Origin of the sequence: Fuscovulum sp. (assembly GCA_035192965.1) — a bacterium.
Classification (GTDB): domain Bacteria; phylum Pseudomonadota; class Alphaproteobacteria; order Rhodobacterales; family Rhodobacteraceae; genus Paragemmobacter.
The window spans coordinates 511207-534582 of the sequence record CP136571.1 but is presented as its reverse complement, the minus strand read 5'-3'; the positions used below and the strand labels follow the sequence as shown (position 1 = coordinate 534582).

Annotated in this window: 24 protein-coding genes; 11 read left to right on the top strand and 13 right to left on the bottom strand. The window is 63.1% G+C overall.

All coding sequences use genetic code 11. The features are described 5' to 3' along the window. Nucleotides 1-19: 19 nt before the first annotated feature. Nucleotides 20-1351 (bottom strand): amidase family protein, encoded by a 1332-nt coding sequence (locus tag RSE12_02615; GenBank protein WRH63246.1) that lies wholly within the window; start codon nt 1349-1351, stop codon nt 20-22. An 83-nt stretch (nt 1352-1434) separates the two neighbouring features. On the opposite strand from RSE12_02615, the gene RSE12_02610 reads away from it, so the two are divergent. Beyond that, complete coding sequence (locus RSE12_02610) at nt 1435-2664, top strand: FAD-dependent monooxygenase (GenBank protein WRH63245.1); 1230 nt, start codon at nt 1435-1437, stop codon at nt 2662-2664. Here the strand turns inward: RSE12_02610 and RSE12_02605 are convergent. From RSE12_02605 to trxA, 3 genes are read right to left on the bottom strand one after another with little or no spacing between them, the layout of a single operon-like run. Then, nucleotides 2661-2843 (bottom strand): Trm112 family protein, encoded by a 183-nt coding sequence (locus tag RSE12_02605; protein WRH63244.1) that lies wholly within the window; start codon nt 2841-2843, stop codon nt 2661-2663. The two genes, RSE12_02610 and RSE12_02605, sit on opposite strands and share 4 nt — an antisense overlap. Further along, complete coding sequence (locus RSE12_02600; protein ID WRH63243.1) at nt 2840-3484, bottom strand: LON peptidase substrate-binding domain-containing protein; 645 nt, start codon at nt 3482-3484, stop codon at nt 2840-2842. The genes RSE12_02605 and RSE12_02600 overlap by 4 nt, the downstream gene beginning before the upstream one ends. A 27-nt stretch (nt 3485-3511) precedes the next feature. Next, entirely contained in the window at nt 3512-4417 is a 906-nt protein-coding gene (gene trxA / locus RSE12_02595) for a thioredoxin (GenBank protein WRH63242.1), read from the bottom strand. A 132-nt stretch (nt 4418-4549) separates the two neighbouring features. Between trxA and RSE12_02590 the strand changes: the two genes are divergently transcribed. The 5 genes from RSE12_02590 to rfbA are packed head-to-tail and all read left to right on the top strand — an operon-like array spanning nt 4550 to nt 8548. Further along, nucleotides 4550-5188, top strand: a complete 639-nt coding sequence (locus RSE12_02590) for an SGNH/GDSL hydrolase family protein (protein WRH63241.1) — start codon at nt 4550-4552, stop codon at nt 5186-5188. A gap of 39 nt (nt 5189-5227) precedes the next feature. Next, on the top strand, nt 5228-5788 hold the full coding sequence (gene rfbC, locus RSE12_02585) for a dTDP-4-dehydrorhamnose 3,5-epimerase (protein ID WRH63240.1): 561 nt from the start codon (nt 5228-5230) through the stop codon (nt 5786-5788). Continuing rightward, complete coding sequence (gene rfbB, locus RSE12_02580) at nt 5785-6825, top strand: dTDP-glucose 4,6-dehydratase (GenBank protein WRH63239.1); 1041 nt, start codon at nt 5785-5787, stop codon at nt 6823-6825. Before rfbC ends, rfbB begins: the two co-directional genes overlap by 4 nt. After that, nucleotides 6822-7676 carry a dTDP-4-dehydrorhamnose reductase gene (rfbD, locus tag RSE12_02575; protein WRH63238.1) on the top strand — a complete coding sequence of 285 codons (855 nt, stop codon included), beginning with the start codon at nt 6822-6824 and terminating at the stop codon, nt 7674-7676. The genes rfbB and rfbD overlap by 4 nt, the downstream gene beginning before the upstream one ends. After that, nucleotides 7673-8548: a glucose-1-phosphate thymidylyltransferase RfbA gene (gene rfbA, locus RSE12_02570; GenBank protein WRH63237.1), complete on the top strand. Its 876-nt coding sequence runs from the start codon at nt 7673-7675 to the stop codon at nt 8546-8548. Before rfbD ends, rfbA begins: the two co-directional genes overlap by 4 nt. A 265-nt stretch (nt 8549-8813) precedes the next feature. Here rfbA and RSE12_02565 read toward each other — a convergent pair whose 3' ends face one another. The 9 genes from RSE12_02565 to ribA form a co-directional block, all read right to left on the bottom strand. Next, nucleotides 8814-9050 (bottom strand): formate dehydrogenase subunit delta, encoded by a 237-nt coding sequence (locus RSE12_02565; GenBank protein WRH63236.1) that lies wholly within the window; start codon nt 9048-9050, stop codon nt 8814-8816. Continuing rightward, entirely contained in the window at nt 9040-9843 is an 804-nt protein-coding gene (gene fdhD / locus RSE12_02560; GenBank protein WRH63235.1) for a formate dehydrogenase accessory sulfurtransferase FdhD, read from the bottom strand. Before fdhD ends, RSE12_02565 begins: the two co-directional genes overlap by 11 nt. Next, nucleotides 9840-12719, bottom strand: coding sequence for a formate dehydrogenase subunit alpha (gene fdhF, locus RSE12_02555; GenBank protein ID WRH63234.1), 2880 nt, complete (start codon nt 12717-12719; stop codon nt 9840-9842). Before fdhF ends, fdhD begins: the two co-directional genes overlap by 4 nt. Before the next feature lies 1 nt (nt 12720). Beyond that, nucleotides 12721-12933 carry a DUF4287 domain-containing protein gene (locus RSE12_02550; protein WRH63233.1) on the bottom strand — a complete coding sequence of 71 codons (213 nt, stop codon included), beginning with the start codon at nt 12931-12933 and terminating at the stop codon, nt 12721-12723. Then, nucleotides 12930-14459, bottom strand: coding sequence for an NADH-quinone oxidoreductase subunit NuoF (locus RSE12_02545; protein WRH63232.1), 1530 nt, complete (start codon nt 14457-14459; stop codon nt 12930-12932). Before RSE12_02545 ends, RSE12_02550 begins: the two co-directional genes overlap by 4 nt. Further along, on the bottom strand, nt 14459-14929 hold the full coding sequence (locus tag RSE12_02540) for a formate dehydrogenase subunit gamma (protein WRH63231.1): 471 nt from the start codon (nt 14927-14929) through the stop codon (nt 14459-14461). Before RSE12_02540 ends, RSE12_02545 begins: the two co-directional genes overlap by 1 nt. 113 nt (nt 14930-15042) lie before the next feature. Further along, nucleotides 15043-16929 (bottom strand): amylosucrase, encoded by a 1887-nt coding sequence (locus tag RSE12_02535; GenBank protein ID WRH63230.1) that lies wholly within the window; start codon nt 16927-16929, stop codon nt 15043-15045. Between the two features lie 62 nt (nt 16930-16991). After that, the gene (locus RSE12_02530; protein WRH63229.1) at nt 16992-17501 is read right to left on the bottom strand and encodes a L,D-transpeptidase family protein; all 510 of its coding nucleotides are present in this window, start codon (nt 17499-17501) and stop codon (nt 16992-16994) included. Next, nucleotides 17498-18604 carry a GTP cyclohydrolase II gene (gene ribA, locus RSE12_02525; GenBank protein WRH63228.1) on the bottom strand — a complete coding sequence of 369 codons (1107 nt, stop codon included), beginning with the start codon at nt 18602-18604 and terminating at the stop codon, nt 17498-17500. The genes RSE12_02530 and ribA overlap by 4 nt, the downstream gene beginning before the upstream one ends. Before the next feature lie 148 nt (nt 18605-18752). Between ribA and RSE12_02520 the strand changes: the two genes are divergently transcribed. From RSE12_02520 to RSE12_02500, 5 genes are all read left to right on the top strand, one after another. Beyond that, on the top strand, nt 18753-19439 hold the full coding sequence (locus RSE12_02520; GenBank protein ID WRH63227.1) for a response regulator transcription factor: 687 nt from the start codon (nt 18753-18755) through the stop codon (nt 19437-19439). Between the two features lie 297 nt (nt 19440-19736). Continuing rightward, a complete protein-coding gene (locus RSE12_02515; GenBank protein ID WRH63226.1) occupies nt 19737-20051 on the top strand; it encodes a hypothetical protein in 315 nt (104 codons plus the stop codon). Nucleotides 20052-20152: 101 nt separating this feature from the next. Then, on the top strand, nt 20153-20941 hold the full coding sequence (locus tag RSE12_02510; protein WRH63225.1) for an exodeoxyribonuclease III: 789 nt from the start codon (nt 20153-20155) through the stop codon (nt 20939-20941). Nucleotides 20942-21001: 60 nt separating this feature from the next. Continuing rightward, nucleotides 21002-22051, top strand: coding sequence for a saccharopine dehydrogenase (locus RSE12_02505; GenBank protein ID WRH63224.1), 1050 nt, complete (start codon nt 21002-21004; stop codon nt 22049-22051). Nucleotides 22052-22138: 87 nt separating this feature from the next. Then, the gene (locus RSE12_02500; protein ID WRH63223.1) at nt 22139-23284 is read left to right on the top strand and encodes a saccharopine dehydrogenase family protein; all 1146 of its coding nucleotides are present in this window, start codon (nt 22139-22141) and stop codon (nt 23282-23284) included. The last annotated feature ends 92 nt before the right edge of the window (nt 23285-23376 follow it).

Sequence of the window (23376 nt, the reverse complement as noted above, 5' to 3'; positions counted from 1 at the left end):
GCTTTTGCGACCCGTCTGCCTATCGCAGGGCGCGCGCTGCTGCCGATCCAAGCCGCAGCAACCGCTCTTCTTCATGCGGAGCGCCAAGGAAGGTGATCCCGCAGGACGGCTGCATCGTGGGCAAAGTCAGCCCGCAAAGGCCCATCAAGTTGCCGATCCGGGTGTTGCGCAGCGCCAGCAGGTTTTCCGTCACATAATAATTGTCATCGGTCATCAACCGATCCGCCTGTGGCGGAAGAATGGGCGAGGTGGGCAGGATGACCGCATCATATCCCGCGGTCCGCGCCGCCCAAGCCTTCCGCAACACCTCCAGCCGCCGCCAGCCTGCGATATAATCCGCGCCCGAAAACACTCCGCCGGACCGGAAGCGTTCCAGAATGCGCGGGAACATCTTCTGCGGTGCGGCCTCGATCACATCGCGCCAGATTCCATAGGCCTCGGCGGTGAACAGTGCCGCGGCCAGACCCATCGCCTCCGCGACTTCGGGCATCTTGGCGCGTTCCAGAACGGCCCCGGCCGATGACAGGCGGGTGCAGGCGTCCTCAAACCCCTGCGCCGGACGGTCGCGCAGATCGTCCAGTGCCACCGTTTCCAGCACCAGCAAACGCGCCCCGCCAAGGCTTGCCCCGCCAAGGTCGGTTGGTCGCCCCCCCTCCATCGCGGCAAGCAGGTGGGCGCAATCCTCAACCGTGCGGGCAATCGGGCCGACCGTATCGAACTTTTCGCATAGCGGCACCGTGCCGCGCAACGACAGCCGCCCCGCCGTTGTCTTCAACCCCACCAGATCGTTCCAGGCCGCAGGTATCCGCACCGATCCGCCAGTATCCGACCCGATCGCCGCCGAGGCCAGACCATAGGCCACCGATGCTGCCGCGCCCGAGGATGACCCGCCCGGCACGGCGCTTTCATCATTGATGCAGGGCGGTGTGGCCGTGACCGGGTTCAGACCAAGCCCGGAAAAGGCCAGTTCCGACATATGGGTCTTGCCCAAACAGACCAGCCCGCTTTGCGTGGCCACTTCCAGCACTTCGGCGTCGCGCGCCGGGATGCGCCCCTTCAGCAGGGCCGATCCAGACTCGGTGGCGACCCCGGCTGTGTCGAACAGGTCTTTCCAACTGATCGGTACCCCATCCAGAAGGCCGCGCCGAAAGCCGCGCCGGGCTCGGTCATGGGCGGCCATTGCCTCGGCCCGCGCGCGGGCGGGGGTCAGGCGGGCATAGATACGATCCGCATGCGGGTGGCTGTTGATGGCATCCAGATGCAGTTCCGCCAGATCGACAGGGTTGATCCGCCCTGCCCCGATTTCGCGCCCCAGTTCCGCCGCCGTCAGGTTCTGCCAGCTTTTGGCCATCCGCCCGTTTCCCCTCTGTTTCGCAGGACCGTAGCGGCAAGGCGGCGCATGGACAATCCCACCGGCGCGGCCATATTGGGCGCATGACATTCGACGCAGATATCCTGATCGCCGGCGGCGGCCTGAACGGCCCTGCCCTTGCCCTTGCCCTTGCTCAGGGGGGGCTGAAGGTCATCGTCATCGACAACCGTCCTGCCATTTCCCGCGCCGAGGCTGGGTTCGACGGGCGGTCCTATGCGCTCGCCATCGCGTCAAAGCGGCTGCTGACGGTGACGGGCGTCTGGTCCCGCGTTGGCGAAAAGGCGCAACCGATCCACAAGATCAAGGCGTCGGACGGGCTTGCCGGACAGGGGCCCGCGCCCTTTTTCCTGACGTTTGACGCGGCAGAGATCGAGGAAGGGCCGATGGGTTTTCTTCTGGAAGACCGCTATCTTTACGCTGCCTTCCTTGCCGCCATGGCCGAAGAGCCGAACATCACCCTCCTGTCCGGTGAGACCGTCACAGCGCAGGAGGTAACGCCAAACGCTGTCACCATCACCCTGGCCAGCGGCAAGATACTAACAGGCCGCCTTCTGGTGGGCTGCGATGGGCGGGGCAGCGGCACCGCCGCGCGGGCGGGCATTCGCCGTGTCGGTTGGGGCTATGGGCAGACCGCACTGGTCACCGCGATCCACCATGAGCGGGATCATGAGGGCGTGGCGCATCAGTTCTTCATGCCCGAAGGCCCGCTTGCCATTCTGCCGCTGAAGGACGGCCATCATTCCAGCATCGTCTGGAGCGAGACAGAAGACAACGCTGCCCGAATTCAGGCCCTGCCGGATGATCAGTATCTTGCCGCCCTGAGGCCGCGCTTCGGGGATTTTCTGGGCGAAATCAGCCTTGCAGGCGACCGGTTTACCTATCCGCTGTCGTTGTCGCTGGCAGAACGTTTCATCGCGCCGCGCGTGGCCTTGGTGGGCGATTCCGCCCATGGCGTGCATCCGATCGCGGGACAGGGATTGAACCTTGGCCTGCGCGATGTGGGGGCTTTGGCGCAGGTGGTAATCGAAGCTGCGCGCCGTGGCGAAGACATCGGCAGCCAGACCACGCTGGAAGGGTATCAGCGCTGGCGCCGCTTTGACGCCACGATGCTGGCGTTGGGGATGGATACGGTCAACAGGCTGTTTTCCAACGACAACCCGATCCTTCGCGCCGGGCGCGATCTGGGGCTGGGTATCGTGAACGCCATGCCGGGTCTGCGCCGCCGTTTCATCCGGCAGGCCGCAGGATTGCAGGGCGATCTGCCGCGCCTTCTGGCCGGAAAGGCAATCTAGTCGAGCTTGCGCGCCTCGCCCACCAGCATGATGGGAATACCGTCGCGGATCGGAAAGGCCAGATGCGCGGCTTTTGAGATCAGTTCCTGCCGCTCGGCGTCATAGGTTAGAACCGCCTGCGTGACGGGGCAGACCAGCGCCTCAAGCATCCGGCGGTCGATCACGGTGGCATCGGTCATTGCATGATCTCCTCGCCCGATCCGCCGCGCAGGGCGAATTCGATCAGCGTCACCAGCGTTTCACGCCGGGTGGTCAGCGACGGCGCCTCCAGCAGCGCCTGTTTGTCTTCGGGGCTGAACGGGCAGAGCATCGACAGCGAATTGATCAGCAATTCGGTTTCCGCCTCTTTCAGGCTCGACCAGTCGGTGGACAGGTTCATCGTCTGGAAATACCGCCCCAGGGCCGCCAGAAATTCCTTGCGCTGAAACCCGGGGTCTTCCTCGACCGGGCCAAGATCACGTTGGAACCCCGCCCAATCGACCGAACAACGCCGGTAGGGCGTGAAACCCTGCACTTCGTCACGCACCCGGAACCGCGACATGCCTGCAAGGGTAATCATATAGCGCCCGTCTTCGGTTTCGGAAAACCCGGTTACCCGCCCGGCACAGCCGATGGCGTTCAGGCGTTTCTCACCGGTTCCCGGCACCTCACGCGGCTGGATCATCCCGATCAAGCGGTGCTTGGTCTTCAGGCAGTCCTCGATCATCGCGAGATAGCGCGGCTCAAAGATGTGCAGCGGCAGGCGGCCACGGGGCAGCAACAGCGCGCCGGGCAGCGGGAAAACGGCGATCGTCTCTGGCAGGTCGGTGATGTTCATCATCTGCTCTGACTTAGGCCGTCACGGCGTTCAGGCAAATATCATCGACGAAAGCCTGCGCCGCCCCTTCAATGCGATGGGATCGGTCGGCTTCAACGCCTCGAATATTGTCATGAGCTGGGTTCTGGCAGCGGCATCATTCCATTCACGGTCCAGCTTGAACAGGTCCAGCAGCACATCCACCGCCTCATCCACCTTGCCGGCGGCGTGCAGCGCCAGCGCCAAATCGAACCGCGCCTGCCGGTCCTGTGGATCGGCCTGAACGGCGGCGCGCAATTCCTGTTCCGGCCCGGCATTTGCGGCTTGCCGCGCCAGTTCCAGTTGCGCCCGCGCAGCCTCAATCTCTTTTGCTTTGGCTACGGCCGGTGGAGCGGCGTCAAGCATGGCCTCGGCCTGATCCAGTTGGTCCAGTGCAAGATGACAACGGATCAGCCCGGCATAGGCACCGGCATTTTCGGGCTCTTCGCCAAGGATGGCGGCAAAGGTCTCTGCGGCATCGGCCACCGCGCCCTCGGCCAGCATCTGTTCGGCGGCTTCCAGCGCCTCGGCCAGACCACCATCTTCGCCGGTCAGCGCGGTCAGCTTGTCGATGAAAGCCTTGATCTCTGATGCCGGGATCGCGCCCTGAAAGCCGTCGACCGGCTGGCCCTGCCAGAAGGCATAGACGGTGGGGATAGATTGGATTCGCAGTTGCGCGGCGATCATCTGGTTCTTGTCGACATCGACCTTTACCATCCGAACCTTGCCCTTGGCCGCCTTGACCGCCGCTTCCAGCGCCGGGCCAAGGGTCCGGCAGGGGCCACACCAGGTGGCCCAGAAATCGACGATGACCGGCGCCTCGCGGCTGGCCTCGATCACATCCTGCATGAAGGTCGCCTCGGTGGTATCCTTGATCAGGTCACCCTGCGGCACCGTCTTGTCATCCATACTGAACATCGCATACCCCGTCGCGTCTCTGTCGCTTCCTCTATATGCGCGCGGGGCGGGCAAAGGCCAAGGGGGCAAAGCCGCTTTACCTACGGCGGCAGGCACCATAGCCTGCGCCGCAATACAGAATGAGGATCCTTCATGCCCGTCCTGCTGACCTTTGGTGACAGCAACACCCATGGCACCCCGCCCATCATCGACCGTGCCGAATATCGCCGCTTTGGCGCAGGCGTGCGTTGGCCAACCGTGACCCATGCTGCCTTGGGCGCGGGATGGGAACTGGTTGAGGAAGGCCTGCCGGGGCGGACCGCGCAATATGACGACCCGGTCATGGGTGATATCATGAATGGCCGCCCGGCCCTGCGGATGGCGCTGCAATCGCACGGGCCGATTGACGTGATGACACTGATGCTTGGCACGAATGACGTGAAGACACGCTTCGCGACACAGCCGGAACAGGTCGTGGCGGGGATCGCGGGCCTGTTGGATGTGGCGATGTCGCTGGAGTATCAGGCGCGGCATGGCGGGTTTCGTATCCTGCTGATCTGCCCGCCACCGGTGGTGGAAACCGGGCCGATCAAGACGGAATTCTGGGGTGGCGCGGCGCGTTCACAGGCGCTTGCCCCGCTTTATGCCAACCTTGCCCGGTCGCGCGGCGTGGGTTTTCTGGATGCAGGCCAAGTCATCGCCGTCAGCCCCATAGACGGCGTGCATTTCGACGAAGCCGCCCATGCCAAGCTGGGCCGCGCCGTGGCAGATGCCATATCCGCGCTGATGTGATGCCCAAATCCTGCCCCGAAGACATGCGACCGCATCCCTATGAACATTGAACCCACTGATCTTCCCGGCGTTCTGATCCTGACCCCCGCCCGTTTCGGCGATGCGCGGGGATGGTTCAGCGAAACATGGAATGCCGCGCGCATGGCCGCTGCGGGGCTAGACCTTGCCTTCGTGCAGGACAACCATTCGTTTTCGGCACAGCCCGGCACCTTGCGCGGGCTCCATTACCAATCGCCGCCGCGCGCACAGGACAAATTGGTGCGCTGCTCGCGCGGTGCCATCCGCGACGTGGCGGTCGATGCGCGGGTAGGATCGCCCACCTATGGCCACTGGGTTGCCGTTAATCTGACAGCCGAGAATGGCAAGCAAATGTTTGTCCCGAAGGGGTTTCTCCATGGCTTTGCGACCCTGATGCCGGATACCGAGGTGCAGTATAAATGTACTGATCTTTATGCCCCAGATTGCGACGGTGGGGTTCGGTGGGACAGCGTCGGTATCAACTGGGGCCTGACGGACGATCCGGTGCTGTCGGCCAAGGACGCCGTCGCGCCGGCCTTTGGCGACTGGACATCCCCTTTTGTCTTTGAAGGTGCCGCATGAAAATTCTGGTGACCGGGGGGGCAGGATTCATCGGCTCTGCTGTGGTGCGCTTGGCCATTGCACGGGGCCATTCCATCGTGAACCTTGACGCGCTGACCTACGCCGCCTGTCTGGACAACGTGGCCTCTGTCGGCAATGCGCCCGGCTATGCCTTTGAAAAGGCAGATATCCGCGACCGTGCCGCGCTGGACCGGATCCTTGCGGCGCATGACCCGAATGCCGTGATGCACTTGGCCGCCGAAAGCCATGTCGACCGGTCCATCGACGGGCCCGCCGATTTCATCGAAACCAACGTGACCGGCACCTTCACCCTTCTGGAAGCCGTCCGCGCCTGGTGGCAAGCCAAGGGCAAGCCCGCCGATTTCCGCTTTCACCACATCTCGACCGATGAGGTGTTCGGATCGCTTGGCCCCACGGGCAAGTTCACCGAAGACACGCCCTATGATCCGCGCAGCCCCTATTCAGCATCAAAGGCCGCGTCTGATCACCTGGTCCGCGCCTGGCATGAAACCTATGGGCTGCCGGTGGTCTTGACGAATTGTTCCAACAATTACGGGCCCTTCCACTTTCCCGAAAAGCTGATCCCTGTGGTCATCCTGAACGCCTTGGCGGGAAAGCCCATTCCCGTCTATGGCAAGGGTGAAAATGTGCGGGACTGGCTTTACGTCGAAGACCATGCCGATGCCCTGCTGACCGTGCTCGAAAAAGGCCCTGTCGGGCGCAGCTACAATATCGGCGGCGAGAATGAGGCGATGAACATCGACATCGTCCGCACCATCTGTGCCCTGCTGGATGAGATGCGCCCCGAAGGCGCGCCGCATGACCGGCTGATCACCTTTGTGACCGATCGCCCCGGCCATGACCTGCGCTATGCCATTGATCCCAAACGCATCCGTGATGAGCTGGGATGGCGCCCATCGGTCACGCTCGAGGAAGGGCTGCGCCGCACGGTGCGCTGGTATCTGGACAACGACTCATGGTGGCGTCCGCTGCAAGAGCGGCAGGGCGTGGGGCAACGGCTGGGGGTCAAGGCGTGAAGCTGCTGGTTTTCGGCCAGACCGGACAGGTGGCGCTTGAACTGGCCCGCCGCATGCCTGCGGCGGTTCAGGCCAACTTTCTGGGCCGTGACCGGGCCGATCTGTCTGATCCCGCCGCCTGTGCTGCCGCCATTGCCGCACATCCCGCCGACGCGGTGATCAACGCCGCCGCGTGGACGGCAGTCGACAAAGCGGAAACCGAAGAGGCGGCGGCGACAGTGGTGAATGGCCACAGCCCTGCCGCCATGGCCCGTGCCTGTTCGGACCATGGCATTCCGCTTCTGCACATTTCCACCGACTATGTCTTTGATGGCAGGGGCACCCTGCCCTTTACCCCGGATCATCCCACAGCGCCGGTCAATGCCTATGGCCGGTCCAAACTGGCGGGTGAAGTGGCCATCCGCGCCAGCGGCGTGCGGCACGTTATCCTGCGGACCAGTTGGGTCGTTTCGGCCCACGGACAGAACTTCGTGAAAACGATGCTGCGCCTTGGAGCAGAACGGGAAAACCTGAACGTGGTTGCCGATCAGATCGGTGGCCCAACCCCCGCTGCCGCCATTGCCGATGCGTTGATTTTGGCGGCAAGCGCGCTTCGCGACGGGGCAGATGGCGGGACGCACCATTTTGCGGGTAGCCCCGATACCAGTTGGGCCGATTTCGCGCGCGCTATCATGGCCGGGGCCGATTTGCCCTGCACGATCCATGACATTCCGTCGGCGGCCTATCCCACGCCTGCGGCGCGGCCGATGAATTCGCGGCTTGACTGTTCCAGCCTGACCCAAAGCTATGGCATCCCCCGCCCTGATTGGCGGCAGGGCCTGTCCGATATCCTCAAGGAGTTGCGCGCATGACGAAACGCAAAGGCATTCTCCTTGCCGGCGGGTCCGGCACGCGGCTGTGGCCCATCACGATGGGTGTGTCAAAGCAACTGCTGCCGATCTATGACAAGCCGATGATCTATTACCCGCTGTCGGTGCTGATGCTGGGCGGGATCCGCGATATCGCGATCATCACCACCCCAGAAGATCAGGCGCAATTTCAACGGCTTATGGGCGATGGCAGCCAGTGGGGGCTAACGTTCACCTACATCGTCCAGCCCTCGCCCGATGGGTTGGCGCAGGCCTACCTTCTGGCGCGGGAGTTTCTGGATGGTGCGCCTTCGGCCATGGTCTTGGGGGACAACATCTTTTTCGGCCACGGCCTGCCGCAGGCTCTGGCCACCGCCGATGCGCAGGCCACTGGCGGCACGGTCTTTGGCTATCGCGTGGCGGACCCCGAACGCTATGGCGTGGTGGATTTCGACAGCGCCGGTCAGGTGCGCGCGATCATCGAAAAGCCAGAACGTCCGCCATCGAACTATGCCGTCACCGGGCTCTACTATCTTGACGGGCGCGCGCCGGAGCTTGCCGAAACGATCCGCCCTTCACCCCGGGGCGAATTGGAAATCGTTGATCTGCTTGAAAAATATCGCGCTGAAGGCAGCTTGCAGGTCGAGTTGATGGGCCGTGGCTATGCCTGGCTGGATACCGGGACCCATGGGTCATTGCTGGATGCGGGCAACTTTGTACGGACCCTGACCGACCGGCAAGGATTGCAGGTTGGCAGCCCGGATGAGATCGCATGGCGGGCGGGTTTCATCACACGGGACGCTCTGCTCAAGCGGGCGGAGACGTTCCGAAAGAACGATTACGGCCGCTATCTGCTGGGCATCGCGTCGGAATAAACCATCGCCGAAACCTGTTTTCCAACCGTGCAGCGCGCGGTGCAGACGGCTGTGCAGCAAAGCGTATGCACGCAGCGGACGACGGGTTAAGCGCGCGGTAAGGTTAACGCCTTGGACGCCGCTTCATCTTGGCCCAGATACCCAGAACGGGGGTGAATGGCCGCGCGGCACGCGCGGACAGAGGGGGCGGCACGCCCCTTTGCACGGAGGAGGCGCGAAGGCGCCGACGACGCAAAGGAATGCGGCGGCACGCCGCTCCGCAAGATCAGGCGTGTTCTGGGGTGGGGCGGCGGATGGTCTGCGTCGCCTCTAGCACCAGCGGGCGCAGGCCCGTGCCGCCAGCATCGACGACCTCAAACAGATGCCGCCGCATCCGGGGTTCCCAGAAATCGTTGATATGGGCGGCGATCCCCGCCACGCCTTCGGCATGGGGTTTGGATTCAAAGAACTTGGAAATCTGGTTCGCCATGTAGATCAGCTTTTCATGCGGGTCAGCGGACATGGGCAATCTCCATCAGTCGGTCGGAATGGGTGAAAACCTCGAACCGGTCGGGCCGGGCAAGGGCGATCAGGGTCAGCCCCGCCTCTTCCGCCAGATCGACAGCATGGGCAGTGGGGGCGGATACGGCGATCAGGACGGGCGCGCCCAGCGCGCAGACCTTTTGCACCATGTCGATGGAAACGCGGCTGGTCAGCACCACCGCCCCTTGGGCGTGGCCGGCGCGGATCAGGTGGCCGGTCAGTTTGTCTAGCGCGTTATGACGGCCCACATCTTCACGCGCGGCAACCAGAGCATCATCGGTCCAGAATGCAGCGCAATGGGCGGCGCGGGTGACATCGTGCAGCGGTTGGCGGCCTGTCAGGGCCGCCACCGCCTGCATCACCTGTGCGGGCGTCATGCGAAAGGCGGATGGCGCAATCTGCACCACAGGGCGCATGGCCTGCTCGATGCTGTCGATCCCGCACAGGCCACAGCCGACCGGCCCTGCCATGGTGCGGCGGCGCGCGGCAAGCCGCGCCTCTGCATCGCCGGTCAGCCAGACCTGCACGTCGATCCCTTGCCCTGCGGGCTGCACCTCGACGCTTTCGATCTGGTCCGGGGTGGCGATGCCTTCGGTCAGGGCAAAGCCATAGGCGAAATCCACCAGATCATCCGGCGTCGCCATCATTACCGCCTGCGTCGATCCGTTGAAGGACAGGGCGACCGCCACCTCTTCGGGCAGGGGTCGCGACCCCTGCTCGATGCCGCCGGAGCCGAAGCTCAGGCGGGGAAGGCGGCGGGCGGTGTCCATCATTCGGCCGCCAGAATGCGGCGGGATTGGGCCGCCTGTTCGGCATAGTCTTCCTGCCATTCGGTCGGCCCGTTGGACGGGCTGACCTGCACGGCCGTCACCTTGTATTCCGGGCAGTTGGTGGCCCAGTCCGAGAAATCGGTGGTGATGACGTTGGCCTGTGTCGTGGGGTGGTGGAAGGTGGTGTAGACCACACCCGGCGACACGCGATCGGTGATCTTGGCCTTGAGCGAGGTTTCCCCCGACCGCGAGGCCAGTTTCACATATTGCCCATCGCGCACGCCGCGCAGTTCCGCGTCATGGGGGTGAATCTCCAGCAGGTCTTCCTCATGCCAAACGACGTTTTCTGTGCGCCGCGTCTGCGCCCCCACGTTGTATTGCGAAAGGATGCGGCCCGTGGTCAGCAGCAGGGGGAAGCGCGGGCCGGTCTTTTCATCGGTGGCCACATATTCCGTGCGGATGAACTTACCCTTGCCGCGCACGAACCCATCAATATGCATCAGGGGCGTGCCTTCCGGCGCCTTTTCGTTGCAGGGCCACTGGATAGACCCCATGGTTTCCAGCTTTTCATAGCTGACCCCGGCAAAGGACGGCGTCAGCATGGCGATTTCATCCATGATCTGCGACGGGTGGGTATAGTGCCAATCGGCCCCCATCGCCTGCGCGAACATCTGCGTCACTTCCCAATCGGCATAGCCCTGTTTCGGGGCCATCACCTTGCGCACGCGGTTGATGCGGCGTTCAGCATTGGTGAAGGTGCCGTCCTTTTCCAGGAAGGACGAACCGGGGAAGAACACATGGGCGTAGTTCGCCGTCTCGTTCAGGAACAGGTCATGGACGATCACGCATTCCATCGCCGCCAGTCCTGCGGCGACGTGTTTGGTGTCGGGGTCGGATTGCAGGATGTCTTCGCCTTGGCAGTAGAGGCCCTTGAAGGTGCCCTCGACCGCCGCATCCAGCATGTTGGGGATGCGCAGGCCGGGTTCGTTGTCGATCTTCACGCCCCAGATGGATTCGAACACCTCACGCACGGAGTCGTTCTTCACATGGCGGTAGCCGGGCAGTTCGTGGGGGAATGACCCCATGTCACAGGAACCCTGCACATTGTTCTGGCCGCGCAGCGGGTTCACGCCCACGCCGGGGCGGCCGATATTGCCGGTCAGCATGGCAAGGTTGGCGATGCCGATAACGGTGGTCGAGCCCTGCGAATGTTCGGTCACCCCCAGGCCGTAGTAAATCGCCCCGTTGCCACCCTTGGCATAAAGCCGGGCGGCGGCGCGCAGTTCATCCGCCTTGACCCCGGTCAGAAGTTGAGTCGCTTCGGGCGAGTGGCGGGGGTCGGATACGAATTCGGCATAGTCCTGGAATTCATCCCAATCACAGCGGGTGCGGATGAAGTCTTCGTCAAACAGGCCCTCGGTCACGATGGTATGGGCGATGGCGGTGACGACGGCCACGTTGGTGCCCGGCGTCAGGGCCAAATGGTGGGCGGCCCGGATGTGGGCGGAGTTGTCCACCAGATCGATCCGGCGCGGGTCGATCACGATCAGCTTGGCCCCGGCGCGCAGGCGTTTCTTCAGGCGGGAGGCAAAGACGGGGTGGCCGTCGGTCGGGTTCGCGCCGATCAGGATGACGACATCGGTGTGTTCGACCGAGTCAAAATCCTGCGTGCCGGCGCTGGTGCCGAAGGTCTGGCCAAGGCCGTATCCGGTGGGCGAATGGCAGACACGGGCGCAGGTATCGGTGTTGTTGTTCATGAACACCGCGCGGGTGAGTTTCTGCACGAGGTAGGCTTCCTCATTCGTGCAGCGGCTGGAGGTGATCACGCCAACCGACTGGCGGCCATGCTTGGCGATGATGCCCTTCATGCGGTTGGCGGTGAATTCCATCGCCTCGGCCCATGACACTTCTTGCCACGGGTCGTTGATGCTGTCGCGGATCATGGGCGACAGGATGCGGTCCTTGTGGCTGGCATAGCCATAGGCGAAGCGGCCCTTGACGCAGGAATGGCCACGGTTGGCCTTGCCGTGCTTGTAGGGGGTCATGCGCACCAGTTCGTCGCCGCGCATTTCGGCCTTGAACGAACAGCCCACGCCGCAATAGGCGCAGGTGGTGATGACAGAGCGTTCGGGGGTGCCGATCTCGATGATCGACTTTTCCTGAAGCGTGGCGGTCGGGCAGGCCTGCACGCAGGCACCGCAAGAGACGCAATCCGATGTCAGGGCAGTGTCGGTCTTTGCGCCAAAGGAGACGCGGCTGTCGAAGCCACGGCCTTCGATGGTCAGGGCGAAGGTGCCTTGCACCTCTTCACAGGCACGCACGCAGCGCGAGCAGACGATGCACTTGGCCGGATCATAGCTGAAATAGGGGTTGGAGTCGTCCTTCGGCATCCATTGCGGGTTGGCTTCGCCGGAGTTGTTCTTGGCCTTGAAGTGGGTTTCCACAGCCTCATACCGCACGTCGCGCAGGCCGACGGCGCCGGCCATATCCTGCAACTCGCAATCGCCATTGGCGGAGCAGGTCAAGCAATCCAGCGGGTGGTCCGAGATATAAAGCTCCATCACGCCGCGACGCAGCTGTTTGAGCTTGGCGTTCTGGGTGTGGACCTTGATGCCGGGGGCCACGGGGGTGGTGCAGGAGGCCGGGGTGCCGTTGCGGCCTTCGATTTCCACAAGGCAGAGGCGGCAAGAGCCGAACGCATCAAGCGAGTCGGTCGCGCAGAGTTTCGGGACGGTGATCCCGATTTCCGCCGCAGCGCGCATGATGGAGGTGCCTTCGGGAACGGTAATATCGAACCCGTCGATGGTCAGGGTGACCATGGTCTTGGATTTGGCGGCAGGGGTGCCGAAATCGCGATCGGGAATGATGAAGTCTTTCATCTCAGGCACCCTTATTCTTGGCGAGTTGGTGGGCGACGATGGCATTGGCGTGGCCGTGGCCCATCGCGTGGGTTTCCTTCAGAAAGGAAACGATCTGCATATGCGGCTGGTCCAGCATGGGCGCGATCTGGTCAAACCAGTGTTGCATCGGCTGGCCGTATTTCTTTTCGATGGAAGGGAAGTAGGACGCCGGGCCCTTAACCTGTTCGGTCATTCGGCGGCCTCTTTCAGCGCGGGCGTGAAATCATCGGGGAAGTGGTTCAGCGCGGACATCACCGGATAGGGGGTGAAGCCGCCCAGCGCGCAGAGCGAGCCGGATTTCATGGTGTTGCAGAGGTCGGTCAGCAGCGGAATGGCGGCGGCATCGCCCTTGGCGATGCGGTCCACGGTTTCCACGCCGCGCACCGCGCCGATGCGGCAGGGGGTGCATTTGCCACAGGATTCAATCGCGCAGAATTCCATCGCGAAGCGGGCCTGTTTCAGCATGTCGGCGCTGTCGTCAAAGATCACCAGACCGGCATGGCCGATGAGGCCTTCTTTTGCGCCGAATTCTTCATAGCCGAAGGGGGTGTCGAACAGGGCGCGGGGGAAATAGGCGCCCAGCGGGCCACCAACCTGCACCGCCTTCACGGGGCGGCCCGTCGCGGTGCCGCCACCGATCACATCCACGATTTCGCCCAGCGTCAGGCCAAAGGCAGCCTCGAACAAGCCGCCATGTTTGACGTTGCCCGCAATCTGCAACGGGATGGTGCCGCGCGATCGGCCAAGACCGAAATCCTTGTAGAAGGCCGCGCCGCGTTCCAGGATCACCGGGATGGTGGCCAGCGAGATAACGTTGTTCACCACGGTGGGTTTGCCAAGGAAGCCTTGCAAAGCGGGCAGCGGCGGCTTGGCGCGGACCACGCCGCGCTTGCCTTCGAGGCTGTTGAGAAGCGAGGTTTCCTCACCGCAGACATAGGCACCGGCACCGGTGCGGATCTCCATATCGAACGCACGCCCGGAGCCAAGGACCGATGCGCCCAAAATTCCTGCCCGGCGGGCGATGATGACGGCATCCGTCATCACTTCGATCGCGTCAGGATATTCTGAGCGCATATAGACATAGCCGCGCGTCGCCCCGGTGGCGATGCCGGCGATGATCATGCCTTCGATCAGGGTGAAGGGGTCGCCTTCCATCAGCATGCGGTCGGCGAAGGTGCCACTATCGCCCTCATCCGCGTTACAGACGATGTATTTCTGATCGGCCTTCGCCTCGGCCACGGTTTTCCATTTGATGCCGGTGGGGAAGCCCGCGCCGCCCCGGCCCCGCAGGCCAGACTCGGTCACTTCGGCCACGATGGCGGCGCTGTCCATGCCCAGCGCGCGGCGCAGGCCGACAAGGCCATGATGGGCTTCGTATTCGGTCAGCGACAGGGGATCGACCACACCGACACGCGCAAAGGTGAGGCGGGTCTGTTTCGCCAGCCAGGGAAGGGCATCAGTCAGGCCCAGCGCCTTGGGGTGCTGTGCGAGGTCGGCAAAGAGTGCAGGCACATCGGCGGGCGTCAGCGGGCCAAAGGCAAGACGGCCTGCATCAGTGGCCACCTCTACCAGCGGTTCCAGCCAGACCATGCCGCGCGATCCGTTGCGGACGAGATCGACGGTGATGCCGCGCTTGGCAGCTTCGGCCAGCACGGCGGCGGCGACGTCATCTGCGCCAAGGCCACGGGCGGCGGCATCGCGGGGGACGTAGATTTTCATCAGCGGACCCCTTCGATGATGGCGTCAAGACGGGCCTCATCCACGCGACCCACCACCTTGCCATCCACAAGCGCGGCGGGCGCGCAGGCGCAAAGGCCAAGGCAGAACACGGGTTCCAGTGTGATCTGGCCATCATTGGTGGTCTGGTGCCATTCGATGCCGAGACGGTTCTGGGCATGTGCTGCAACACGATCCGCCCCCATCGCCTGACAGGCTTCGGCGCGGCAGAGTTTCAGCACATGCTTGCCTGCCGGATCTTCGCGGAAATCATGGTAGAAGGACATGACGCCATGCACTTCGGCGCGCGTTAGGTTCAGCCGTTTCGCGATGATCGGCAGCGCGTCGCGCGGCACATAGCCATAGGCGTGCTGGATTGCGTGGAGAATCGGCAGCAAAGGCCCCTCCATCCCCTCATGCGCGTTCAGGATTTCCCCTACTCGCGCGGCGATTTCGGTGCTGGTCTGCGTCATCGGCGGCCCCTTCGGTAGCTGTATACCGGGATATACCGCTTGATAGGGAAATCAATATTGATTTCCCGTTGTTTGATAGATGGGGTCTATCGTTAGGGCGATGATGCGCGGGCCTAGGCCAGCCAGACCCGTGCATAGGGGGGCAGCGCGATGTTGCCGTGATGCACCTCGACCGGGTGGTCGGACAGGGCATCATGCATCTGCGTTGCGCCCTGCATCCGCAGCCAATCTTCGGGAACATGCGCCCAACTTTCCGAAAAGTTGAACAGGCAAAGCAGCGTGCCAGTTGGCGCATCGCGTCGGAAGGCAAAGACCTGCGGCACAGGGCCGGGAACAACACGGATCGGATGCGCCGCATGCAGCGCGGGGGTGGCACGACGGCGGGCCAGGATGTGCCGCAGGCCCAGCCAGACGCGGGAGGCGTGGGTCAGCCCGTCATGCCGCGACCGTGCGGCCTGCCAATCCATCCGGGGGCGGTGAATCCAGCGGCTGTCATGCGCGTGTTCGGGGACGGCCAGATAATCGTGATCGTTCAGCGCGGCGAGTTCGTCACCCATATAGATCAGGGGGATGCCGCCCCAGGCCGCGATCAGCGCATGGCCCATAAGGATGCGTTGAACCGCCAACTCTGCCGCGGCGGGATCACCCTCTGCCAATGCTTTCTCCAGCCCGGCAAGCGAGGCGAAACTGCCCGAGATGCGCTTGTCGCCCGTGGCGGGGTTTTCCTGAAACAGCGCGCCACGGGCAAAGCTGCCGGGAAAGGTGCCATCGTAGAAGTCTGAAAGAAACGCACGGTGACCGGGGCCGGACAAGCCCAGCGCGGCGGCATCTTCATCCGTCACGGCCCAGCCGATATCGTCATGGCAGCGGATATAGGTGGCATAGGTGGCATTGGTCAGCCGGTCGGGGAAATGCGTGCCCATGACATGCGTCATTAACCGTGTGTCGCGGGTGGCGAGCGACGACCAGAATTGCACCATGAGCGAGTTGTGATAGGCGAGGTTGCCTTCCTTGCCGTCATGCTTTCCGCGTCCAAGGTAGGGCAGCATTTCGGCGGGCGCGACGATCGCCTCTTCGAGGTGCAGCACGGCCGGGCAGGTGATGCGGCAGACCGCGCGCAGGGCCTGCAACAGCATGTGAACCTCAGGCTCTGATTGGCAGCGTGTGCCGAGGCGCTTCCACATGAAAGCCACGGCATCCAGCCGCAGCACATCCACACCGCGATTGGCGAGGAACAGCATGATTTCCGCGATTTCGAGGAAGACCTGCGGGTTGGCCCAGTTCAGATCCCACTGATGTTCGTTGAAGGTGGTCCAGACCCATTTGCCGAAATCGGGGTAATGGGTGAAGTTGCCGGGGGCGTTGTCGGGGAACACCTCGACCAGCGTTTCCTCATACCGCTTTGGAAGATCGGGGGTATCGAACATCAGGTAGTAGTCTTGATGTTTCACATCGCCCTTGGCGGCTTTTTTCGCCCAAGCGTGTTCTTTCGCGGTGTGGTTCAGGACAAGGTCAATGCAGACCGAAATGCCGCGTTTGCGCAGTTCTGCGGTGACGGTCTCAAAATCCGCCATCGTGCCGTAGGCGGGGTTGATGGCGCGGTAATCCATCACTGAATAGCCGCCATCGCTGTCGCCCGGGCGGGGCTTCAGGCAGGGCATGAAGTGAACATAGGTGATGCCAAGCTCTTCCAGATAATCCAGCTTTTCCAGAACGTTGGTCAATGTTCCGGCAAAGCGGTCGATGTAGAAGACATAGCCCGCCATATCGCTGCGCTGGAACCAGTCGGGTTCCAGATCGCGCCGAAGGTCCAGCCGTTTCAGATCAGGGGCGCGGTCAGCCCACGCCTTTTGCATCGCCTTGAGAAGGGCGGCACGAAAGGTGGCATAGTCGGGGTGTTGGCCATAGAGCGCCTCCAGCATCGGCCAGAGATCCGGCGCGCTGCGATCAAGGCGCAGGGCAAAGATTTCGTCATCCGCAACGGACGGCGTGCGTGGCATGGTGGTCCCTCCCCCAAACTGCGCGCAGATTAGGCAGGCCAAAGCGGTTTGGAAAGGGTGATTCAGCCCCGGATGATCAGTCTTGTCCGGTGCCGGATGCGGTTGGCGATCCAGAGCAGATCGTTCTGCGCAAAGGCGACGCAGCCCGCCGTGGGGTGCCGAGGCCGCCGCCATGTGTGAACAAAGATCGCCGATCCCCGGCCCGGATCGGCCTGGGGCCAGTTCCAATCGGTCAGAAGGATCAGGTCATACATCGGATCGGGCCGTGTCAGCCGTTCATGCGACCAGGGATGTGGGGCGCGGACCATAAGGTTGTAGTCCGGATCGCGGCTGTCATCCGACCACAGGTCGGACGGGCCAAAAGGCAGCGCCCAATCGGGCAGTTGCGATGGCGACAGGCGGTCGGGCCGGTAGAGCATCCCGACGAAGCCGTGCTCTCCTGCCGGGGTGGCGCCATCGCCTTCGCGTTTCGCGCGGGCGGGAACGATGCCACCGCGACCGACGGAACAGGGAAACACCCGCCCCATGAAGCGTGCACCCCAGCGGGTGACCACCAGATCGGTGGGCGTCACAGCAGATGCCCCGATTTCGCGGCCTTGGTGGCCAGATAAGCGGCGTTCTGCGCTGTTTGGCCCACCTTCAGCGGCACACGTTCGGCCACGGCCACCCCGCACGATTCCATCATCGCCAGCTTGTTGGGATTGTTGGTCAGCAGGCGGACCGAGGAAAAGCCCATCTTGCGCAGGATCCCCGCGCCGATGCGGAAATCCCGCTCGTCATCCTCGAAACCAAGGCGGTGATTGGCCTCGACCGTATCAAAGCCCTGATCCTGCAGCGAATAGGCGCGCATCTTGTTGGCCAGCCCGATGCCGCGCCCTTCCTGATTGAGGTAGAGGAGGACCCCCGCCCCTTCGTCGCCCATCTGGGCCAGCGCCGCGCGCAGTTGCGGGCCGCAGTCACATTTCAGGCTGCCCAGCACATCGCCGGTAAAGCAGGCCGAATGTAGCCGCGCCAGAACGGGAAGGCTGCGGTCAGGGCGACCGATTTCGATGGCGTAATGTTCCTCACCACCGTCTTCCGGGCGGAAGATATGCACACGCCCGGCCTGCGCGGCCTGCATCGGCAGGCGGGCATTCACCACCGGATGCAGCGGCGACATGCGCGACAGTTCCGGCGCAATCTCGGCCAGCGGCAGCAGCGTCAGGGCGTGTTCTTCGGCCAAGGCCAGACCGTGCGTCACGGGCACCAGCAGGGCGGCGGGCAGAAGATGGGCGGATTTCACCAGATGCAGCGCGGCGCGGTGCAGATCGGATGATCCGTCGCGCAGCGCGCGCAGCGGCCCCTTCAGCGGCACGCGCAGATCATCGGCCGGGTCGGCCAGCGCGCGCAGCCAATCGACGCCCATTCCTTCGGGCACCAGAATACGGGCGATGTCGCCGTCATAGGCCGGGGTCTTGAGCGTTTCGGCACGCCGCGCGGTCAGTGCAAGTTCCGGCTGACCCAAGGCGCGCAGGGCGGCAAGGCGGGCTGGTTCCAATGCCTCAACCGCGACGACCAGCATGGCGCGGCCATCGCCTGTCATCACCACGGGCACACCCATGCGCAGGTCGACCCGCGCGCGCGACAGGCGTTCAACGATGGTGGGTGCAAGCGTGGGCCGGGTGTTCTGCATCATGTCCTCTGACCCCTATCTAGGCCGATGCGCAGGAAATTGAAACATTCCCCCACACAGCCACACGACCGCGTGACTCATGCGTTGCAATTCTTGCCGCAACCGCGAGCGGGGCGCATGTGAGGGGCAGAAGACGCAAACGGAGGTTCCCATGGGCACCCTGAGAAAGATCCTGCTGGTCGATGATGACGACGATCTGCGCGAGGCGCTGAGCGAGCAGCTTGTCATGACCGAAGATTTCGACGTGTTCGAGGCCCGCACCGGGGCCGAGGGGATGGAGAAGGCGAAAGCTGGCCTTTACGATCTGGTGATCCTGGATGTGGGCCTTCCCGACACTGACGGGCGCGAGCTTTGCCGCCGGATGCGCAAGAGCGGCGTGAAATGCCCGGTGCTGATGTTGACCGGTCATGATTCGGATGCAGACACCATTCTGGGGCTGGATGCCGGGGCCAATGACTATGTAACCAAGCCTTTTAAGTTTCCGGTGTTGCTTGCGCGCATCAGGGCGCAATTGCGCCAGCATGAGCAATCCGAAGACGCCATTTTCCAGCTTGGTCCCTATACCTTTAAGCCGGCGCAAAAGATGCTGGTGGATGAAAAGGAAAAAAAGATCCGCCTGACGGAGAAAGAAACCAATATTCTTAAGTATTTGTACCGCGCGCAGCAAAGCGTTGTGGCACGCGATGTGCTGCTGCATGAGGTGTGGGGATACAATGCGGGGGTGACCACGCATACTTTGGAAACCCACATTTATCGCCTTCGTCAGAAGATCGAACCCGATCCGTCAAATGCGCGGCTGCTGGTAACAGAGAGCGGCGGATACAGACTGGTGGCGTGACGATCTTAAAATCGCCTGATTCATTTCTTATATACATTTGGATGCGAGACTGATCGCGCCCAGGATCCCCTTGTCGTGTCGGGGTTATGGCACGGCATCCTCCCTGTTGGACTTGGCCGGGCATCATGCCCGGCCTTTTTTTTGACCTGGCATCTGCATGACGTTGCAGGATGGGTCGGCACGGGGGCCACCTGCGGCACCTATACATCAGTATAAGAAATCCGTTTAGGGGTTTGCTGGCACGTTGGATATAACGGCCATCGCCCAAATGAATCGGGCCAACTTAAGGAGAGTTTCATGCGTATTGGCTTCGCGGCCCTGCTTGCCGGTCTGGTGGCGTCCCCTGTTCTTGCCGAAGACCTGGTCTTCACGCTGGTCAATGACAGTTCCTACACCATCGTGGAGATGAACGTGTCGCCGGTGGGAGAAGAGCTTTGGGGTGAGAATATCCTGACCGTCGACTCGGTTTCACCCGGTGTGTCGGGCGACGTGACCATCGCCGATGGTCTGGACGTCTGTGACTATGACCTGCGCTTCGTCACCGAAGACGGGCTGGAAGCGACGAAAGAACAGAACCTGTGCGAGATCAACACGTTCACGGTCAACGACTGATCCGGCAAGGGCGGATCAGTCCATAACTGATCGCCCGGCCTCTTGAGCCTGCGGACGGTCGGCCCTAGGGTCCGCCGTCCCTTGCTGCCGGAGCCCGCGCCATGACCTTTACCCTTGCCACGTGGAACATCAATTCCGTCCGTCTGCGTGAGGGGTTGGTGGCCCGGCTGTTGGCCGAAGAAGCGCCCGATATCCTGTGTCTTCAGGAATGCAAAAGCCCGGTGGACAAGATCCCCGTCGCGCAGTTTCAAGCGTTGGGCTACACCCACATGGTTGCGCGCGGGCAAAAGGGTTACAACGGCGTGGCCATCCTGTCCAAGCTGCCCCTGTACGATGCAGGGGGTGAGGATTTCGCGGCGCTGGGCCATGCCCGCCACGTGGCGGCGCGGCTGGAAAACGGGGTGGTGATCCACAACTGTTACGTCCCTGCAGGGGGTGACATTCCGGATCGGGCGCTGAACGACAAGTTCGGCCAGAAGCTGGATTTCCTGATGCAGATGCGCGACCGGTTTCATGCCGACAAGCCGCAGCGATCCATCCTTGTGGGTGATCTGAACATCGCCCCGCGCGAGGATGACGTCTGGTCGCACAAGCAATTGCTGAAGATCGTGAGCCATACACCGATCGAGGTGGAGCATCTGGCCCAGACGCAGGATGCAGGGGGCTGGGTCGATATCACCCGGCAGGACATCCCGCAGGGCCTGCTCTATTCATGGTGGTCCTACCGCGCGGCGGATTGGGATGCGGCGGACAAGGGGCGCAGGCTGGATCACATCTGGGCCACGCCCGACATTTCCAACGCGGGTCATGGCAGCCGCATCCTGCGGCCCTGCCGGGGGTGGGAACAGCCGTCGGATCATGTGCCGGTCTTTGCCAGTTTCGATCTGTGATCCCCTTTTCCCTGCGGACTGATCTGATAGGGCTGCAGGGCAGATTTTGGGAGGCATGCGATGACGCATCTCTGGGTCCGGGCGGAACAGCGCCCGAACGAGGAACGGGTGGGGCTGACGCCCGAGGGCGCGGCGGCGCTGGTCCGGGCCGGTATTCGCGTGACGGTCGAACAGTCATCCGTACGCGCGATCCCAATTGATGGCTACGCGGCGGCGGGCTGCGAGATTGCGGATGAAAACCTGTGGCCGCAGGCGCCAAGTGACGCGATCATTTTCGGGCTGAAGGAACTGCCCGAGGACGGCACGCCCCTGACCCATCGGCACATCATGTTCGGCCATGCCTACAAGGGCCAGCCTGCGGGGCGGGAATTGCTGCGGCGGTTCCGGGCCGGGGGCGGGGTTTTGTATGATCTGGAATATCTGGTGGATGAGGGCGGGCGTCGCGTGGCGGCCTTTGGCTATTGGGCGGGCTTTGCCGGGGCGGCGGTGTCGCTGAAATGCTGGGCGGCGCAGCAGCGGGGCGGGATTGCAGGGCCGGTGGCGAAATATCCGGGCCGCGCTGCGTTGATCGCCGATCTGGAGCGGGAACTGGCCGGGATGGACCGCCCGCGCGCCATCGTCATCGGTGCTTTGGGACGGGTTGGCACCGGGGCGGCCGACCTATGCGCCGCGATGGGCGTAGCGGTGACGAAATGGGATATGGCCGAGACCGCCAGCGGCGGGCCATTCCCCGAAGTGTTGCAGCACGAGATTTTCCTGAATTGCATCCTTGCCCGGCCCGGCTGCCCGGTTTTCGTGCCGGCCAGCGCCAAGACGGATGCGCGCAAGTTGACGGTGATCGGTGATATCGCCTGTGATCCGACATCGGATTTTTCGCCCATCAAAGTCTATGACCGCGCCACGGATTGGGATGCGCCGGCGCTGCGGGTGCATGACGCGCCGCCGCTGGACGTGACTGCGATTGACAACCTGCCGTCCCTGCTGCCGGTGGAAAGCAGCGAGGATTATGCCGCGCAACTGTTGCCCAGCCTGCTGACGCTGACCAATCTGCAATCCGGGGTCTGGGGGCGAGCAAAGGCGGAATACGACCGGCACAGCGCGGGGATGTGACGCTGAAGGACAAATTCCTTGGAAGGAATTTGCAAAAATCTTCGAAGATTTTTGTGGGGCGATGCCCTGCTGTAGGGAGACAGAGACATGACGATCCATTGGTGCGGCACCGGCCTTTCGTCGGTTCCCGGTTTGCGGCGGCTGATCGAAGGCGGGCATAAGGTGGTGGTGTGGAACCGCACCGTTGAGAAGGCGCGCGAAGCCGTGGGTGACCTGACGCAAGACATCCGCGCCTACAGCCTGCCCGCGTTGACGGCGGCCTTGCAGCCGGGGGATTTGGCGATTTCCATGCTGCCTGCGGATCAGCACGTCGGGATCGCGACGGTCTGCCTGGAAAAGGGCGCGCATTTCGTTTCCTCCAGCTATATCGCTCCGGAAATGCGGGCGCTGGATGCGGCGTTCCGCGACAAGGGGCTGTGTTCGGTCAATGAGGTGGGGCTGGACCCCGGGATCGACCATCTGATGGCCCATGACCTTGTGGCGCGTTATCGCGCCTCGCCGGCCTATGACGTGGGGAATACGCTTTCCTTCACCTCTTATTGCGGTGGCGTTCCCAAGATCGCCAATGCCTTCCGCTACAAGTTTTCATGGTCGCCGCTGGGCGTGCTGAAGGCGCTGCGGTCACCGTCGCGGTCTTTGCGGAATTTCAGCGAGCTGCGGGTGAATCGGCCCTGGGACGCCATCACCGCCTATGACGCGCCCTTGCCTGCGCCTGAGAGTTTCGAGGTTTATCCCAACCGCGACAGCTATCCCTTCATGGAGGATTACCGGTTCGACAAGGACTGGCAGGTCCGTGATTTTGTGCGCGGCACCATCCGCCTGAACGGCTGGGCCGAGGCCTGGGGTCCGGTGTTCCGCGAGATCGAAACGCTGCAAGGCCCGGCAGGCGATGCGCGGCTGGCAGAAATGGCGGCGCAGTTCTGGGCCGAAAATTCATATGACGACGGCGAGCCGGACCGGGCGGTGCTGTTTGTGTCGCTGAAAGCCGAACGCGATGGCGTGGTGGTCTGGCACGAGGAATGGGCGATGGATGCCTGGGGCGATGCGCGCGGCACGGCCATGGGGCGGCTGGTATCCGTGCCGGTTTCGCTGGCTGTCGAATCGGTGCTGGCGCGGGAAATTCCGGCGGGGGTCCATGCTGCGCCGCATGATCCGCGGCTGATCGACAAATGGATGGGGCAGATCCGCGGTCTGGCGCAATATCTGGAACGGGTGGACCATCTGGCAAAGTGATCAGGTCCGGGGCGGTTGTGGCGTGACAGCCGCCCCCCCACGCGGGTAGACTGAAGCCCAAGATCCGGACAACAGCCGGACATCCCCAGACC

Excerpts from the sequence above, each read along its gene's own strand:
- rfbC (WRH63240.1), top strand. The coding sequence starts at position 5,228 with ATGAACATTGAACCCACTGATCTTCCCGGCGTTCTGATCCTGACCCCC.
- RSE12_02550 (WRH63233.1), bottom strand. The coding sequence starts at position 12,933 with ATGACCGAACAGGTTAAGGGCCCGGCGTCCTACTTCCCTTCCATCGAA.
- RSE12_02500 (WRH63223.1), top strand. The coding sequence starts at position 22,139 with ATGACGATCCATTGGTGCGGCACCGGCCTTTCGTCGGTTCCCGGTTTG.
- RSE12_02565 (WRH63236.1), bottom strand. The coding sequence starts at position 9,050 with ATGTCCGCTGACCCGCATGAAAAGCTGATCTACATGGCGAACCAGATT.
- fdhD (WRH63235.1), bottom strand. The coding sequence starts at position 9,843 with ATGATGGACACCGCCCGCCGCCTTCCCCGCCTGAGCTTCGGCTCCGGC.
- RSE12_02535 (WRH63230.1), bottom strand. The coding sequence starts at position 16,929 with ATGCCACGCACGCCGTCCGTTGCGGATGACGAAATCTTTGCCCTGCGC.
- RSE12_02615 (WRH63246.1), bottom strand. The coding sequence starts at position 1,351 with ATGGCCAAAAGCTGGCAGAACCTGACGGCGGCGGAACTGGGGCGCGAA.
- rfbA (WRH63237.1), top strand. The coding sequence starts at position 7,673 with ATGACGAAACGCAAAGGCATTCTCCTTGCCGGCGGGTCCGGCACGCGG.
- fdhF (WRH63234.1), bottom strand. The coding sequence starts at position 12,719 with ATGAAAGACTTCATCATTCCCGATCGCGATTTCGGCACCCCTGCCGCC.
- RSE12_02505 (WRH63224.1), top strand. The coding sequence starts at position 21,002 with ATGACGCATCTCTGGGTCCGGGCGGAACAGCGCCCGAACGAGGAACGG.
- RSE12_02520 (WRH63227.1), top strand. The coding sequence starts at position 18,753 with ATGGGCACCCTGAGAAAGATCCTGCTGGTCGATGATGACGACGATCTG.
- RSE12_02515 (WRH63226.1), top strand. The coding sequence starts at position 19,737 with ATGCGTATTGGCTTCGCGGCCCTGCTTGCCGGTCTGGTGGCGTCCCCT.
- RSE12_02540 (WRH63231.1), bottom strand. The coding sequence starts at position 14,929 with ATGACGCAGACCAGCACCGAAATCGCCGCGCGAGTAGGGGAAATCCTG.
- RSE12_02600 (WRH63243.1), bottom strand. The coding sequence starts at position 3,484 with ATGATGAACATCACCGACCTGCCAGAGACGATCGCCGTTTTCCCGCTG.
- rfbB (WRH63239.1), top strand. The coding sequence starts at position 5,785 with ATGAAAATTCTGGTGACCGGGGGGGCAGGATTCATCGGCTCTGCTGTG.
- trxA (WRH63242.1), bottom strand. The coding sequence starts at position 4,417 with ATGTTCAGTATGGATGACAAGACGGTGCCGCAGGGTGACCTGATCAAG.
- RSE12_02510 (WRH63225.1), top strand. The coding sequence starts at position 20,153 with ATGACCTTTACCCTTGCCACGTGGAACATCAATTCCGTCCGTCTGCGT.
- RSE12_02590 (WRH63241.1), top strand. The coding sequence starts at position 4,550 with ATGCCCGTCCTGCTGACCTTTGGTGACAGCAACACCCATGGCACCCCG.
- RSE12_02610 (WRH63245.1), top strand. The coding sequence starts at position 1,435 with ATGACATTCGACGCAGATATCCTGATCGCCGGCGGCGGCCTGAACGGC.
- RSE12_02545 (WRH63232.1), bottom strand. The coding sequence starts at position 14,459 with ATGAAAATCTACGTCCCCCGCGATGCCGCCGCCCGTGGCCTTGGCGCA.
- RSE12_02605 (WRH63244.1), bottom strand. The coding sequence starts at position 2,843 with ATGACCGATGCCACCGTGATCGACCGCCGGATGCTTGAGGCGCTGGTC.
- ribA (WRH63228.1), bottom strand. The coding sequence starts at position 18,604 with ATGATGCAGAACACCCGGCCCACGCTTGCACCCACCATCGTTGAACGC.